Below are 15844 nucleotides of genomic sequence, written 5' to 3' on the forward strand. Positions count from 1 at the left end.
AATACATATAAGTTCGTATATAATAGAAATATAGAAAGAGGGGAAAATACTTGAGTGAATTATTCGTTTCAAACAAATACACTACCGACCCACGTCCTTCTGTCTCTCTATTTGGATACGAATTAATTAGGGATGTTCTCCTTACAGAACTACTTGGCAAAGATGCTCCGGAAATCCTTTATTGGGCAGGTAAAAAACTGGCACGTAGATTTCCCCTATACAATATGGATGAAGTCATCGCTTTCTTCCACGAGGCTGATTGGGGCCTTCTAGTCGTCAAGGAGGAAAAGCGTAAAGAAGTCGGCCTTGAGCTTAGTGGAGAGTGGATTACCCATCGCTTGGAAAAAGATGTCCACTCCACTTTTCAACTAGAGGCAGGGTTCCTAGCCCAACAATTAGAGATGCAGAAAAAAGTCGTTGCTGAAGCCTTCGAACATCCACGAAAACGTTCAGGCAAAATTCTATTCACAATCAAGTGGGATATAAAAGATCCCATTAATGGAGAGCACAAATAAGGTCTAGACAAAAAGCTTTCAAGGGACCCCTTCGAAAGCTTTTGTCATTGTCATTATCTGTTTCCGTTCGTTTTAAGATTCGATGGCAACTTTTGCAAGATCAAATGAATCATGTAGTGCTTCAACTGCTTTTACCATCAGTTGCTCGGCAACGACGGTAGAAACTTTAATTTCTGAAGTACTAACCATTTTCACTTGAACACCTTCACTTGCAAGTACCTCAAACATTTTCGCGGCCACCCCAGGGTTCGAAATCATGCCGGCGCCAACAATTGATACTTTTGCTAACCCTGTTTCAGATTCAATTTCTTGATAATTCAATAGCTGTTTATTGCTTTCAAGAACTTCGAGTGTTTCTTTTAAATCGCTGCTTTTGATTGAAAAAGAAATATTGGCTTTGTCTGTTCCAGTACCGCTCTGAATAATAATATCCACATTGATGTGATGTTTAGCAAGGGTTGTAAAAATCGTCGGCAGACTACCAATTGAATTATCAAGCCCAATGACAGACACTCTCGTTATTTGATCTTCAAACGCAATTCCACGTACAACTAAGTTTTGTTCCATATCCATTTCCTCCTCAATAACCGTCCCACGTTCTTTTTCCATACTTGAACGTACTTCAAGTGTCACTCCAAAATTTTTAGCAAATTCTACTGCACGAGGGTGTAGAACACCAGCCCCTAAATTTGCAAGTTCCAACATCTCATCATAGGAAATACCTAGCAGCTTCCTAGCTCCTTTTACATAACGTGGATCCGTTGTATAAACTCCTGTTACATCGGTGTATATATCACATTTATCAGCACCGAGTGCAGCCGCAAGTGCCACAGCTGTTGTGTCAGACCCCCCACGACCTAATGTGGTAATTTCGCCGTCTTCGGTTATCCCTTGGAAGCCAGCAACGACGACAACTCTTCCTGCTGCAAGATCTGTTTTTATTTTATCGGTATCAATATCCATAATTCTTGCATTCCCATGGACTGGCTCTGTTAAAATCCCGGCCTGCCAGCCTGTGTAAGAAACAGCGTCAAGTCCCTTTTCCTTGAGGGCTATTGTAAGCAAAGAAATCGTAATTTGTTCCCCTGTTGTGAGCAGCATATCCATTTCACGTTTGCTAGGGGCAGCTGATAAGTCTTTTGCCATCTCGACAAGTTTATCAGTGGTTTTCCCCATAGCGGATACGACAACAACTACGTCGTTTCCGTTTGCTTTTTCTTCTGCCGCGCGGTTAGCAACATTTTGGATTTTTTCCACATCTGCTACCGATGTACCTCCGAATTTTTGCACAATCAGTCCCATAATAATCTCCTCTTCCTGTTGAATAATGGCTGTCATGCGTCTTTTTATGTAACATTCGCTTTTTCCCGGAAAACAGAAAAAAGCAATGAGATTATCTCATTGCTGTGATTACGTAAGTGAATTTATACGCTCGCACAGTGAGATAGCCCTCCAAGACACAAACATCTTGACAATCCTGCATTTATTCAATGCAAAACCAGCAAGGAAAGCTATGAGTCTTTCCTCACTTCGGCGGACAACCCTTTCAAAGCCCTTCAAAGAATCCCATTATTCTCCAGGCTCTTACTCTTGAGGTCCGCACCTCTATCTTCACTTTAACGCTTAAAAGTGAATTTATTGAATTTTTTCTATTGTAGCATATGCTTTTCAAAGCTGACAACACTATTCTTTAAACTTTTTGTGCAAATCCTCAGCAACCTTTGACGGAAGACCCGCAGACATAAGCTCTTCTAAGCTTGCTTCGCGCATCTTTTTTACCGACCCAAAATGTTTTAGAAGCATTTTTTTCCGTTTTTCTCCAATGCCAGGAATTTCATCTAGCAGTGATTGAAAAGCATTTTTCCCTCTTAGCTGGCGGTGGAATGTTATCGCGAAACGGTGGACCTCATCCTGAATGCGTTGCAATAAGTAGAACTCCTGACTATTGCGCGGAAGGTTAATAATTTCAAGTGGGTTTCCATAAAGTAACTGGCTAGTCCGATGTTTCTCGTCCTTTGCTAAACCAGCTATCGGGACGTCAAGTCCTAGTTCGTTTTCAAGCACATCTCTCGCTGCTTCAATATGACCTTTTCCACCATCGATGATAATCAAGTCGGCAAGTGGGAGACCTTCTTTAAGTACTCTTGTATACCGCCTTCTAACAACCTCTCGCATGGATTCGTAATCATCTGGCCCTTTCACCGTTTTGATTTTGTATTTGCGATATTCCCTTTTTTCTGGTTTACCGTCAATAAACACAATCATTGCGGAAACAGGGTCAGTTCCTTGAATATTCGAATTATCGTAGGCCTCAATCCGGTGGGGAGTGTAGATCCCCATATGGCTTCCAAGACTTTCAACCGCTTTAATCGAACGTTCTTCATCCCGCTCTATTAGAGAAAACTTTTCTTTCAATGCAATGCTTGCATTTTTGCCAGCGAGTTTTACGAGTTCCTTTTTTTGTCCGCGCTGTGGCTTTAACACTTTTACCTGTAATAATTGCTCCAGCATTTCGGCATCCACGGAATCGGGGATAAGAATTTCCTTAGGTTTAAAGTGTTCAGCAATCGAGTAGAATTGCCCTAAAAATGTAAGGATTTCTTCTTCCGGTTCGTTATAGATAGGGAACATTGAGACTTCGCGTTCAATTAGTTTCCCTTGCCGGATGAAAAATACTTGTACACACATCCAGCCCTTATCAACGGAGTAGCCGAATACATCACGATCCGTAAAATCGGTTGTCGTCATCTTCTGTTTCTCCATTGTTGCTTCAATATGAGCGATTTTATCACGAAATTCTTTGGCCCTTTCAAAATCGAGCTCCTCAGCAGCAACAGCCATTTTTTCAGCTAACTCTTTCTTTATCTCTTTAAAACCGCCATTTAAAAATCGCGAAATTTCATCTGTCATTTTTTTATATTCTGGTTCCTCTACTTCATTTACACAAGGCGCGAGACACTGGCCCAAATGATAATAGAGGCAAACTCGATCAGGTAGGGTAGCGCATTTGCGTAGAGGATAAATTCGGTCGAGGAGCTTTTTTGTTTCATTAGCAGCTTGTACATTTGGGTATGGACCAAAATATTTTCCACTGTCTTTTTTCACCTTACGAGTAATGATTAAACGCGGGTGGCGTTCAGATGTTAGCTTAATAAACGGATAACTTTTATCATCCTTAAGCATGACATTATACTTTGGGTTGTATTTCTTAATTAGATTGATTTCAAGGAGTAAGGCTTCCATGTTTGAGGAAGTTACAATGTATTCAAAGTCTTCAATTTCATTAACAAGTCGAAGCGTTTTCCCATCATGGGATCCGGTGAAATAGGACCTCACTCTGTTTTTTAGAATCTTTGCCTTCCCAACATAAATAATCGTTCCCTGCCTGTCCTTCATCAAATAGCATCCAGGCTGATCAGGCAACAAAGCTAGTTTATTCTTGATTGTTTGATTCATGGTTTGTCACCTCCGATAGAAAAGCAGATGCACCAGATAAAGGTGTAGCTGCCAGGTTTAAGTTCTTTGTACATAATGGTAATGTTTAAAATTTTTTTGTTATGCAGTGTTCGCAAACTTTGTTGCATTATAACAAGTAGGGGTTGATTTGCGCTCCATGCGCTTGCTTTCCGCGGGGCGTGCGGTGAGCCTCCTCGTCGCTTACGCTCCTGCGGGGTCTCACCTGTCCCGCTGCTCCCGCAGGAGTCAAGCGCCTTCCGCTCCAATCAACCGGTTTCGCACACAGTTTTCTTTCAAATAGACAATAGTAAACAGAAATCTCTTAGAAACATCCATTTTTATAATCGTTTTATGAGTTAGCTTTGATTGGAAGTACACTTGATTATCCCTCCAAATCACAAACCTATATTTAAAAACCGGCGGGATTCCTCCCACCGGCCTGTGTGTTACTCTTTATAACTAGACTTCTTAGACATGCTTAGTTAGAAGTTCTTCTAGTGCTTCTTTAGGCTGGTAACCAACCACTTTGTCGACTACTTCTCCTTCTTTTAAAACAAGAAGGGTTGGAATGCTCATGATTCCAAATTTAGCAGCTGTTTCTTGGTTTTCATCAACGTCAACCTTAACAATCTTAACTTTATCGCCCATATCTGAATCTAGCTCTTCAAGAACAGGTGCAATCATTTTGCAAGGTCCACACCAAGTCGCCCAAAAGTCAACTAAAACTGTGCCCGCTTCTGTCTCGGAAGTGAAATTTTGGTCTGTAGCATGTGTAATTGCCATATTAAATTCCTCCTAATACGATACTAACGTCAGTATATCACCGTTTCCAAAGTGATGCTATTTTTTTGTTTCCTTGCGTATTTTACCCTTTTCTCAAAGAATATAACCGTTTAAACAAAGGAAAGAGCGGGCCAAATAAATGACCCACTCTTTATGTGCTTAACTATTAAGCATTTACTTTTAATTTCTTGAACTCTTCAGTAAGCATTGGAACAACTTCAAATAAGTCTCCAACGATTCCGTAATCGGCTACTTTGAAAATATTTGCCTCTGGATCTTTGTTGATTGCTACGATAATTTTGGAGTTAGACATCCCAGCAAGGTGCTGGATAGCCCCAGAAATTCCGCATGCGATATAAAGGTCAGGAGTAACAACTTTTCCTGTTTGACCAATCTGTAAGGAATAGTCACAATACTCAGCGTCACACGCACCACGTGATGCACCGACTGCCCCACCAAGTACGTCCGCTAGTTCTTTTAATGGCTCGAAACCTTCTTCACTCTTAACACCACGTCCACCAGCGATGACGACTTTGGCTTCAGAAAGATCCACACCTTCAGTTGCCTTACGAACAACCTCTTTAATAACTGTACGAAGGTCTTTCACATCGACAGCTAGTGTAGAGACATCTCCTGAACGGCTTCCATCTTTTTCAAGTGGAGCAATATTATTTGGACGGACTGTTGCAAAAACGATTCCGTCTGTAACAACTTTCTTTTCGAATGCTTTACCGGAGTAGATTGGGCGTGTGAACACAAGGTTCCCGCCTGCTTCTTCAACTGAAGTTGCATCAGAAATTAATCCTGAACCTAGTTTACTTGCAATTTTAGGAGCCAGATCCTTACCAAGTGCTGTATGTCCCAAAATAAGTCCTTCAGGATTTTCCTGGCCAATTACAGCCATTAACGCTTGAGAATATCCATCTGTTGTATATTGTGCAAGTTTATCGCTATCAACAGCAACCACTCTGTCTGCACCATAGGCAACAAGTTCAGATCCAAGTGAACTAACGTTCTCGCCAAGTAATACTCCTACTACTTCTCCGCCTTCTGCTACCGTTTTAGCTGCAGCTACTGCTTCGAAAGATACATTTCTAAGTGAACCATCACGGACTTCGCCTAATACTAATACTTTTCTACCCATTTGATTTACCTCCTGCGTATATTCTCGTTAATCCATCGTTTATCCTGTCGTTTAGCCGAAATTAGACAACTTTGGCTTCAGAATGAAGCAGATTTACTAGTTCTTTTACTTGATCAGCTAGTTCGCCTTCAAGTACTCTTCCAGCTTCCTTCTGAGGCGGAAGGTAAATTTCAATTGTTTTTGTTTTTGCTTCAACATCATCTTCCTCAAGATCTAAATCATCAAGCTCAAGCTCCTCAAGGGGCTTTTTCTTCGCCTTCATGATTCCTGGAAGAGAAGGATAGCGTGGTTCGTTTAAACCTTGCTGAGCTGTTACTAGAAGTGGAAGGCTTGTTTCAATAACTTCAGAATCTCCTTCTACATCACGTGTAACAGTAGCCGTGCTACCATTGATTTCAAGGTTCGTAATCGTTGTTACATACGCCATGTCAAGAGCATCAGCAACACGTGGACCAACCTGTCCAGAACCACCGTCAATTGCAACGTTACCAGCAAGGATTAAATCAGCTTCCTTGTCTTTTAAGTATTCAGCAAGAATTTTTGCTGTTGTATATTGATCGCCATCTTCAACGTCGTCTTCAATATTGATTAGGACCGCTTTATCAGCACCCATAGCAAGTGCAGTACGAAGTTGCTTTTCGCCTTCTTCGTTTCCAACAGATATAACTGTCACTTCGCCGCCATTTGCATCACGGACTTGGATTGCTTCTTCAATCGCATATTCATCATAAGGGTTGATGATAAACTCAGCACCCTCTTCATTGATCTTTCCACCGGAAATAGCAATTTTTTCCTCAGTGTCAAATGTTCTTTTCATTAAAACGTAGATGTTCATTATTTCCCCTCCTAAGAATTCTAACATTCGTTTAGTTCTAAAGATTGAAAAAAATCAAGGTAAATTTTTTATATTATCTAAAAAAATCAACTCAACTTTACTTCCCCTTAAAGTCCGGTTTGCGCTTTTCTAGGAAAGCGGTAATCCCTTCCTTAGCGTCTTCAGAGACAAATACTTCTCCAAATAGCTGAGCTTCTTTTTTTACACCCTCGTAAAATTGCCCAGTTTTCGCATAGTTTAATAGATTCAGTGTCGCTTTTACAGAAACAGGGCTTTTATTGGCCATTTTCTTCGCCAGTATGTAGGCGTTTTCAAGAAGCTGTTCTTCAGGGTAAGCGTGATTTGCGAGACCACACTGTACAGCTTCAAGACCTGTAATCGGTTCACTTGTAATCATCATCTCAGCAGCTCTTGCCGTGCCCACATATCGTGGCAACCTTTGAGTTCCAGCGAAGCCGGGAATCAACCCTAATTGAAGTTCTGGTAAACCAAGCTTTGCGTTTTCAGTAACTAGACGGATGTGGCAAGCCATCGCAAGTTCAAGTCCTCCACCCAACGCTGCACCATGAATGGCTGCAATAATTGGCTTAGGAAATGATTCCATGCGCTCAAAGACATTTTGACCATTTTCGGATAGGTTTGTAAAACCTTCTCCTTTAATCGTCGTAAATTCTTTAATATCAGCTCCCGCTGAGAAGAACTTACCTTCGCCATGAATCAAGATTACTCTCACTTCATCATTTGTTTCAACTTGATCTAACACAGATGCAAGTTCCGAAATCAAACCTGATGAAAGAGCATTTGCAGGAGGACGGGTAATCGTGACTGTCGCTACCCTTCCTTCAGTAGACCATTTGAGATTCTCCATATTTCCCCTCCTTTTCGCAAGTCGCTTCCCTGCTTACTATAACATAAAAACAGAAGAAACGGTGTTACTCAACTGACGTTCGATAGCCGCATCCATTTACCAACATTTGATGCAACGGTTCTGATAGAGCGAGGAGATTGTACTTTGCGTCACTCATGACCCATGTCGTTACCGTTTCATCAATGGTACCGAAAATCATTTGCCTTGCAAGGCGCACGTCAAGATTACTTCGGAACTCGTTTCTCTCAATACCTTCTATAACAATCTTATCGATTAATTTCAGATATCCTTTGAGAACTTCATTGATCTTAAGTCTAAGTTCTTTATTTGACTGTCTTAACTCAAGCTGAGTTACGATTGCAAGATGACTATCCTCGGCGACCCATTCTAAATGTGCTTCTACCAACATTAATAACTTCTCTACCGCAGTTGATTTTCCTGCTATCTTACCTTCAATAATTTCAATAAAGTTCCCCATTTTTTCCTGGAAGAGAGAGATTAAGATATCTTCTTTATTCCTAAAATAAAGATATATGGTTCCATCAGCCACACCAGCCTGCTTTGCAATTTTTGAAACCTGTGCTTGATGATAGCCATTTTCAGCTATAACAATCACAGCCGCATCAATAATTTGTCGATATTTAGGCTTGTTCTTTTTCATATTCTCACCCCTCTCCTACCAGGAAAACTTAATTTCAGGCGGATATTATTTGGTCCGCTGAATGTTTTAGTTTTAGACAATAAATGAATGAATCATCATTCATATTTTTATAATATTATCAACAATTCATTCTGTCAAGATAATAATCTGACTTTCGCTAGGCTTATCCAAGTTTTTAATTCGAAAAGCCTTAAATGGCTTTTCTATTAGGCATGTTTCTCTTCATCATTATTCAATTTCGCCTTTTCTTCATCCACTAAAGATCTTCTTAATATTTTTCCTACCGCTGTTTTTGGTAGTTCTTCCCTGAAGTCATAATACCGTGGAACTTTGTAAGCAGCAAGATGTTTACGGCAAAATTCGTTCAACTCAGCTTCAGTTACATTAGACCCTTCCTTAACAACAATATACGCTTTTACAGTTTCTCCCCTGTAAGGATCAGGAATCCCGGCCACAGCAGCTTCTAGTATTGCCGGGTGCTCATATAATACCTCTTCCACTTCACGTGGATAAATATTAAAGCCACCTGCGATAATCATATCCTTTTTCCGATCGACTATATAAAAGTATCCTTTTTCATCCATATATCCGATATCGCCAGTCAACAACCATCCATCCCGAAGCACTTGCTCTGTTTCTTCTGGTCGATTCCAATACCCCTTCATTATCTGAGGTCCAATAACCGCTAGTTCTCCAATTTCCCCTGCTGGCAATGGCTCACTATTTTCTAAAGATAGGATGGCTGCGTCTGTTTCAGGATAAGGAACACCGATACTTCCAGAGACACTTTGTTTATCCCATAGGAAATTAGAATGTGTAACAGGAGAAGCTTCTGTTAACCCAAATCCCTCAACAAGCTTTCCACCAGTCACTTTTTCAAACTTTTGTTGGACCTCGACAGGAAGTGGTGCCGAACCGCTTATACAAGCCTCTATCGATGAAAGATCGTACTTTCCTAAATCAGGATGATTTAGTATTCCAATATACATTGTCGGTGCACCTGGAAAAAGTGTTGGGCGCTGTTTATCAATCGTCTTTAAAATTGTATCAACATCAAATTTTGGAATGAGCACCATCTTCTGGGCCTGCAGAACAGATAGAATCATTACCGTTGTCATTCCGTATACATGGAAAAACGGAAGTACTCCTAGTACCACTTCTTGCCCTGGTTTTGATTTATAAAGCCAGGCTACACACATGGTCGCATTTGATACAAGGTTTCGATGAGTAATCATAACCCCTTTTGGAAGTCCAGTCGTACCTCCGGTATATTGGAGCAAAGCGAGGTCTTCATTAAAATCGTATTCGTATTCCACTAATTTTTTCTGTGGTTGCTTTAAAATTTCTGGAAGTAAATGATTGCTAGCATCAGGTTTGACAGTAACAACGATTCCAGTCTGTTTCTTTTGTATAAAAGGATAAAGTAAATTTTTGGGAAACGGAAGGAAGTCTTTGATAGCGGTTACAATAATATGCTCTAAATTCGTTTTGGATTTAACTTTAGAAACTCGTGGGTACAAAATATCTAATGCAAGAATGGCCTTGGCCCCGGAGTCTTTCATTTGATGTTCTAGCTCTCGCTCTGTATAAAGTGGATTCGTCTGAACCACAACTCCTCCAGCCATTAACACACCAAAATACCCGATCACTGCAGACGGCATATTGGGGAGCATAATTGCAACGCGATCTCCCTTTACTATCCCAATTGACTGTAAATAAGCAGCAAATTTGATAGAAGATTCATACAAATGACGGTAGTTCATTTCTTTTCCCATAAAATGAATAGCTACTTTTTCGGGAAACTCCTCTGCTGTCCTCTTCAAATATTCTTGTACCGGTATTTCTTCAATCTCAAGTGTCTTTGGTATTTCTGCTGGATACTGATCTAACCAAGGCCTCTCTAACATGACAATCCCCCTTTTTAAACTTTTAGAATATTAACATATTTCTTTTTTTATTATAATATATAGGTATCATGTCCTACAATTGAAAATAATGAATTTTCCGATTATATCTTAAATAAAAAACAAGGCCAACCCATTAGGCGGCCTTGTTTTGTTAAACAAACATGTTGATTTACGTACCATTCAACGTAAAGGAAAATCAAAAACGTTCTTTACAGAGCTAATATTAAAATAGTTGTCTAGAATTTAAACGAAAAAAAGTAAATAAATGATACCCACTAGAATAAATACTCCTGATAACACCATTAAAACTTTTGCCAATCTCTCCAAAATATTCTCTCCTTAATTAAATACCTGCTCCAATGACATAACTTAATCCAACCGAAATAATCAGTGAGATGAGCCCAACTGCTCGATTATCTTCTCGAATTTCTTTATCTATATTAAACTTGGGAGTCATAAATTCAAAGATGAAATAGCCAATGATTAGCAGGATAAAGCCAAACACTCCCCAACTAATCATATTTAACAGGGAATCATGCTGGGCAATGGAGTGGCGAAAGATGTTTGCTACTCCAAAGATTTTCCCACCTGTTGCCATTGCCACTGATAAATTCCCTTTTTTGATTTCTTCCCAGTTACGATATCTTGTCACAAGTTCAAATAACGCTAGAAAGACAATGGTACAAAGAATGACGACACTATAATAGCCTGCCGTAACCACAAAATCATTTTCCCAAAATTGATCCATTGAACTCCCCGCCTATCATTTAAATTCGACGATGGTTACTCCTGTACCACCTTCACCTGCTTCACCAAAGCGGCTTTTCTTCACTGAGCGATGATTTTTCAAATACTCTTGAACGCCACGCATCAATGCTCCAGTACCTTTACCATGGATGATAGAAACCCTTGGATAACCAGCAAGCAAGGCATCGTCAATATACTTCTCTACTCTCATCAAGGCCGCTTCATAACGCTCTCCACGCAAATCGAGTTCAAGGCCAACTTGGGTATCTCTACCTTTAACCATTGCCACCTGTCGAACTTCTTTTTGTTTTGGAGTTTCGATGTATTCCATGTCGCTTTCTTTTACTTTCATTTTCAAAATACCAATTTGTACTTCCCATTCTTGATCCGAAGCCTGTCTAATTAAATGACCTTTTTGACCAAAGGTGGTTACCTTCACTTCATCACCTGGCTGGAAGTCATGCTTAGGCGCTTTCGCCTTAGTTGCTTTTTTGACAGTTCTTTCCGGAGCTGCTTCTGAGAGACGCTTTCTGGCATCAATCAGCTCATGTTCCTTGACTTCCGCACTCTTTTCAAGTCTCAACTTTCTTAAATCGCTAATAACCTCTTCAGCTTCTGATCGGGCTTTCTCAACGATTTCAGCCGCTTTTTCTTTTGCCTTTTCCACTAATTCATCTTTTCGATCATAGTAAGCAACCATCTGCTTTTGCAGATCCTTATGCAGTTTATCAGCCGCTTTTAAAAGTTCATTCGCTTCCTCAGCTTCTCGTTCAGCAATTCGCTTACTTGTTTCAAGTGATGCAATCATCGTCTCTACTTGATTACTATCCGCACTAATATATCCTTTGGCAGTGTCAATTACACTATCGCTTAGCCCTAAGCGTTTTGAGATTTCAAAGGCGTTGCTTCGTCCTGGCACCCCAATTAATAATTTATAGGTAGGGCTAAGTGACTCTACATCGAACTCAACGCTCGCATTAACGACTCCTTCTCGGTTGTAGCCGTATGCTTTTAATTCTGGATAATGAGTGGTTGCTATTACTCTTGCTCCACGCTTATATACCTCATCAAGAATCGAAATCGCAAGGGCTGCTCCCTCCTGAGGATCCGTGCCTGCTCCCAACTCATCAAATAAAACTAAGCTATTAAAATCTACTCGTTTAAGAATATCAACAATATTCACCATATGTGATGAAAAAGTACTTAAGCTTTGCTCAATGGATTGTTCATCTCCGATATCGGCATATACTGCATCAAATACCGCTATTTCTGAACCATCCAGCGCTGGAATTTGCAGGCCAGATTGGGCCATAAGCGTACACAACCCCAGTGTTTTAAGTGTAACCGTCTTCCCACCTGTATTCGGACCGGTTATCACAATTGTTGTGTAATCTTCTCCAAGCGTAATCGTATTTGGTACGACTTCCTCTTTTGCAATTAGTGGATGACGTGCCTGGGACAGTTTTACAATCCCATTGTTGTTCACGCTAGGTTTTGAAGCTTTTATTTTATGGGCATAACGAGCCTTAGCAAACATAAAATCAAGATCAGCGAGGATGCCCACGATGGTTAGTAGATCTTCTGAATTCTCGCCAACAATAAGTGAAAGCTCAAGTAAAATTCGTTCAATTTCCTGCTGTTCTTTAATACGGATTTCTTGAAGTTCATTATTCAGTTGTACGACGGTTTGCGGTTCAATAAATAACGTCTGCCCCGACGAGCTTTGGTCATGAATAATCCCGCCGTAATGGCCGCGGTACTCTTGTTTAACTGGAATAACGAAACGGTCATTCCGAATCGTAATAATGGCATCAGATAGCATCTTCTGGGCATTTGAAGAACGAATCATGCTTTCAAGGCGCTCTCTTACTCGCGCTTCTCGAGAACGTAGTTGATTCCGTAGTGTTCGAAGTGTGTCGCTCGCACTATCAAGTACCTCGCCTCCTTCATCAATTGCATGCTTTATTCCTTCTTCTAACTCAGCTAAAACAACGATTTCTTCCGCAAAACCAGACAATATTGGCAGTTCCGTTTCTTCTGCCATATCGGTGATAAATCGCTTCATCTGTCTGCTCGCATGAACGGTATTAGCCGTTTGAATTAGCTCTTGAGGACTCAACATACCGCCAATCACAGCTCGCTTAACATGTGGACGGATATCGTAAATCCCCCCAAGCGGGACATTCCCTTTCAAGCGTAGCACTTTTGCCGCTTCATCTGTTTCTTCCTGTAGCCTTAAGACTTCCTCAAAGTCAGTTGAGGGGAACAGGTTTCTGGCTTTTTCTTTCCCTAATGAAGACGAGACATGGTCGAGCAACTGGTCTCTAATTTTATCAAATTCAAGAGTTTTCAACACTCTTTGCTGCAATGGTATAGCCTCCTTTAAAAAGGCTCTTTTCTCAAACTTTGTTGCTTTCGAAACTTGCTTTTAGTTTTATGAGAAAAGAGCTTGCCAACTAGTTTAACCGCGCTAAATAGCTTTCTCTGCGTTAAAATCGGCTTTTGGTTATTATCAACAATCTTAACGAAAGGGCTTGGCCTTAATCGTTCCGGTGATGAAGAAAATCGAGTAATTCATTGATGTCCATTGCATTTAAAACGGAACTTTCCTTAATCCACCCTTTTCTTGCTGCCGAGACCCCTATTTCCATATGTTCAAGCGTTTCCATTTTATGGGCGTCTGTATTTATAACGATTTTCACACCCACTTCTTGCGCTTTGCGTAGATACTCAGAGGCAAGATCCAGACGATGTGGATTTGCATTCAATTCCAGTGCTGTGTTAGTTTCTTTTGCTAACTGAATGAGCATGTCGATATCTACATCATAGCCTTCTCGTCTTCCAATCAATCTTCCCGTTGGATGGGCAATGATATCCACATGAGCATTTGTTAATGCATTTTTCAACCGTTCCATAATTTTTTCTCTAGGTTGTGAGAAAGATGAATGAATTGAAGCAATGACTATATCTAATTCAGCTAAAAGCTCATCGTCAAAATCTAAGCTAGCATCTGGTAGGATGTCCATTTCTATCCCGGTCAAGATGGTAAAATCATCGTATTTAGCATTTAATTTTCGTACTTCGTCTATTTGTTTACGAATTCTTTCTGGATTTAGTCCGTTTGCGACCCTTAAGTACTGAGAGTGATCTGTCATCGCCATATATCGATATCCACGTGCTCGACAAGCTTCGGCCATTTCCTCGATGGAATGAGCACCATCGCTCCAAGCGGAGTGCATATGCAAATCCCCTTTTATTGCAGGTAGGGTGATTAACTTTAATTCCTCTTGATAATGGTCAACTTCACTGCCATCCTCACGTAACTCGGGTGGGATGAACGGGAGCTTAAAGTGGTGGTAGAACTCTTCCTCTGAGTCAAAGGTGAGCATTTCCCCTGTTTCCACATTCTCAACTCCATACTCACTAATCTTTTCTCCCTTTTCCTTTGCCAATTGTCTCATACGGACATTATGATCCTTTGAACCAGTAAAGTGATGAAGGGCAGTCGTAAACTCTTCTGGTTGGACTAGTCGGAAGTCTACGTTTACATCATAGTCTAGTTCAAACGTTAGCGAAACTTTTGTATCTCCAGCTGCAATGATTTCTTTCACCTTTGGAAGAGCCTCTAACTGTTTTTTCACAGCGCCAGCATCCGAAACCGCAATGATAAAATCAAGATCCTTTATCGTTTCCCGTTGCCGTCTGAGGCTACCCGCTCGAGAATACTTTACGATTCCTGTCATCTGCTTCAGGTGCGCTTCAATCTGCTCGGCAACCGGGAGCATATAAGCTAGCGGGAGCCGCTCCGGCCTTGTACCAACATTTTCGAGAGCAGCAAGTATCTTTTCCTCTGACTTTTTACCAAAGCCGGCAAGTTCACGGATTTTCCCATCATGACAGGCTTGCTTTAATCCCTCTGCGTCTTCAATCGCTAGTTCTTTATGAAGCTTGGCTATTTTCTTTCCTCCTAATCCAGGAACCTGAAGCAAAGCCACTAGACCCTGTGGTACCTCTTGCTGAAGTTCTTTTAAAACGGAAGAGCTTCCTTCCGTGATGTATTCCTCAATGACGGCAGCTGTACCCTTACCTATTCCTGACAAGGCGGTCAACTCACCCATTTCCGCTAAACTTCGGTCATCTATTTCCAAAGCAGCCGCGGCCTTCCTGAAAGCTGACACCTTGAAAGGATTTTCTCCTTTCAATTCCATATAGACTGCAATTGTTTCGAGCAGTCTTACTACGTCTTTTTTGTTAGCTGACATAGATTCGCACCTGCCTATATTAATGTTTTAGTTGTATCCGCTTATATTTTATAGAAATTTACCGATAAAAGAAATTCAAAGGCTCTTTTCTCAATTCAAAAGAAAAACTCCTCCGGATAAGAGAAGTTAAATTGAATCGAACCACCACTGTTTTATTTGATCAGAAAAGATTGGAGTGTGTTGGATGATCCCGTTGGCTAGGAATGAATCGCCGAGTAGAGACTGAATTCCCCCAATTGGCAATAATGCGGCGATGTATAATAGAATAAATAGAATAAGGTATACTTCCACGAATCCCAGGATTCCACCAGCCCAAACATTTAAACTCTTTAAAACTGGTAAATTGGCAACAAAATCAAACATCGACCCGATAATCTGGAGCAAAATTCTCACAGCAAAAAAAATCGCGACAAAGGCAATGGCGCGGTAGTAGGCATCCTCAATATTTGGGCTGTCAAATAACAGTTTGAGTTCTCCACCACCAAAAGTAGGGTATGGAATCCATAGGGTCAGTTTCGGGGCGATTTGGTCATAATAAATATAAGCAATGATGAAAGCAATAATAAAACCTGTCATATGAATGGTTTGAAGGATAAAGCCTCTTTTTAACCCGACGAAAAAACCTATAATTAAAATAAATAAAATAAAAAGATCTAGCATGATAGT

14 protein-coding genes and 1 riboswitch are annotated in these 15844 nt (G+C 40.6%); of the genes, 1 reads left to right on the plus strand and 13 read right to left on the minus strand.

The features are described from left to right. Positions 1-50 precede the first annotated feature (50 nt). The gene (locus tag BMX30_RS04115) at positions 51-515 is read left to right on the plus strand and encodes a YslB family protein (protein ID WP_090741466.1); all 465 of its coding nucleotides are present in this window, start codon (positions 51-53) and stop codon (positions 513-515) included. 72 nt (positions 516-587) lie between these two features. On the opposite strand, the gene BMX30_RS04120 is transcribed toward BMX30_RS04115, so the two are convergent. The 13 genes from BMX30_RS04120 to BMX30_RS04180 all read right to left on the minus strand — a co-directional run bounded on the left by BMX30_RS04120 (position 588) and on the right by BMX30_RS04180 (position 15838). Next, a complete protein-coding gene (locus BMX30_RS04120; RefSeq protein WP_090741467.1) occupies positions 588-1817 on the minus strand; it encodes an aspartate kinase in 1230 nt (409 codons plus the stop codon). Between the two features lie 135 nt (positions 1818-1952). Beyond that, a riboswitch (Lysine riboswitch) is annotated at positions 1953-2131 on the minus strand. Between the two features lie 67 nt (positions 2132-2198). After that, on the minus strand, positions 2199-3971 hold the full coding sequence (gene uvrC / locus BMX30_RS04125) for an excinuclease ABC subunit UvrC (protein ID WP_090741469.1): 1773 nt from the start codon (positions 3969-3971) through the stop codon (positions 2199-2201). Further along, a complete protein-coding gene (locus BMX30_RS24220; protein WP_090741470.1) occupies positions 3968-4237 on the minus strand; it encodes a hypothetical protein in 270 nt (89 codons plus the stop codon). Before BMX30_RS24220 ends, uvrC begins: the two co-directional genes overlap by 4 nt. A gap of 202 nt (positions 4238-4439) precedes the next feature. Then, positions 4440-4754: a thioredoxin gene (trxA, locus tag BMX30_RS04135; protein ID WP_090741472.1), complete on the minus strand. Its 315-nt coding sequence runs from the start codon at positions 4752-4754 to the stop codon at positions 4440-4442. A gap of 166 nt (positions 4755-4920) precedes the next feature. Next, complete coding sequence (locus tag BMX30_RS04140; protein WP_090741473.1) at positions 4921-5898, minus strand: electron transfer flavoprotein subunit alpha/FixB family protein; 978 nt, start codon at positions 5896-5898, stop codon at positions 4921-4923. A 61-nt stretch (positions 5899-5959) separates the two neighbouring features. Beyond that, positions 5960-6733: an electron transfer flavoprotein subunit beta/FixA family protein gene (locus tag BMX30_RS04145; protein ID WP_090741475.1), complete on the minus strand. Its 774-nt coding sequence runs from the start codon at positions 6731-6733 to the stop codon at positions 5960-5962. A 97-nt stretch (positions 6734-6830) separates the two neighbouring features. Further along, positions 6831-7601 carry an enoyl-CoA hydratase gene (locus BMX30_RS04150; RefSeq protein ID WP_090741477.1) on the minus strand — a complete coding sequence of 257 codons (771 nt, stop codon included), beginning with the start codon at positions 7599-7601 and terminating at the stop codon, positions 6831-6833. A 64-nt stretch (positions 7602-7665) separates the two neighbouring features. Then, a complete protein-coding gene (locus BMX30_RS04155) occupies positions 7666-8262 on the minus strand; it encodes a fatty acid metabolism transcriptional regulator FadR (protein ID WP_090741479.1) in 597 nt (198 codons plus the stop codon). A gap of 206 nt (positions 8263-8468) precedes the next feature. Continuing rightward, the gene (locus BMX30_RS04160; protein ID WP_090741481.1) at positions 8469-10169 is read right to left on the minus strand and encodes an AMP-binding protein; all 1701 of its coding nucleotides are present in this window, start codon (positions 10167-10169) and stop codon (positions 8469-8471) included. Between the two features lie 343 nt (positions 10170-10512). Next, positions 10513-10917, minus strand: a complete 405-nt coding sequence (locus BMX30_RS04165; protein WP_090741483.1) for a DUF350 domain-containing protein — start codon at positions 10915-10917, stop codon at positions 10513-10515. 15 nt (positions 10918-10932) lie between these two features. Further along, entirely contained in the window at positions 10933-13284 is a 2352-nt protein-coding gene (locus tag BMX30_RS04170) for an endonuclease MutS2 (protein ID WP_090741485.1), read from the minus strand. 172 nt (positions 13285-13456) lie between these two features. Beyond that, positions 13457-15178 (minus strand): DNA polymerase/3'-5' exonuclease PolX, encoded by a 1722-nt coding sequence (gene polX, locus BMX30_RS04175; protein ID WP_090741487.1) that lies wholly within the window; start codon positions 15176-15178, stop codon positions 13457-13459. A gap of 126 nt (positions 15179-15304) precedes the next feature. Beyond that, the gene (locus tag BMX30_RS04180) at positions 15305-15838 is read right to left on the minus strand and encodes a CvpA family protein (protein ID WP_090741488.1); all 534 of its coding nucleotides are present in this window, start codon (positions 15836-15838) and stop codon (positions 15305-15307) included. Positions 15839-15844 lie beyond the last annotated feature (6 nt).

It is taken from the genome of Mesobacillus persicus, from assembly GCF_900109925.1.
Taxonomy (GTDB): domain Bacteria; phylum Bacillota; class Bacilli; order Bacillales; family Cytobacillaceae; genus Mesobacillus_B; species Mesobacillus_B persicus.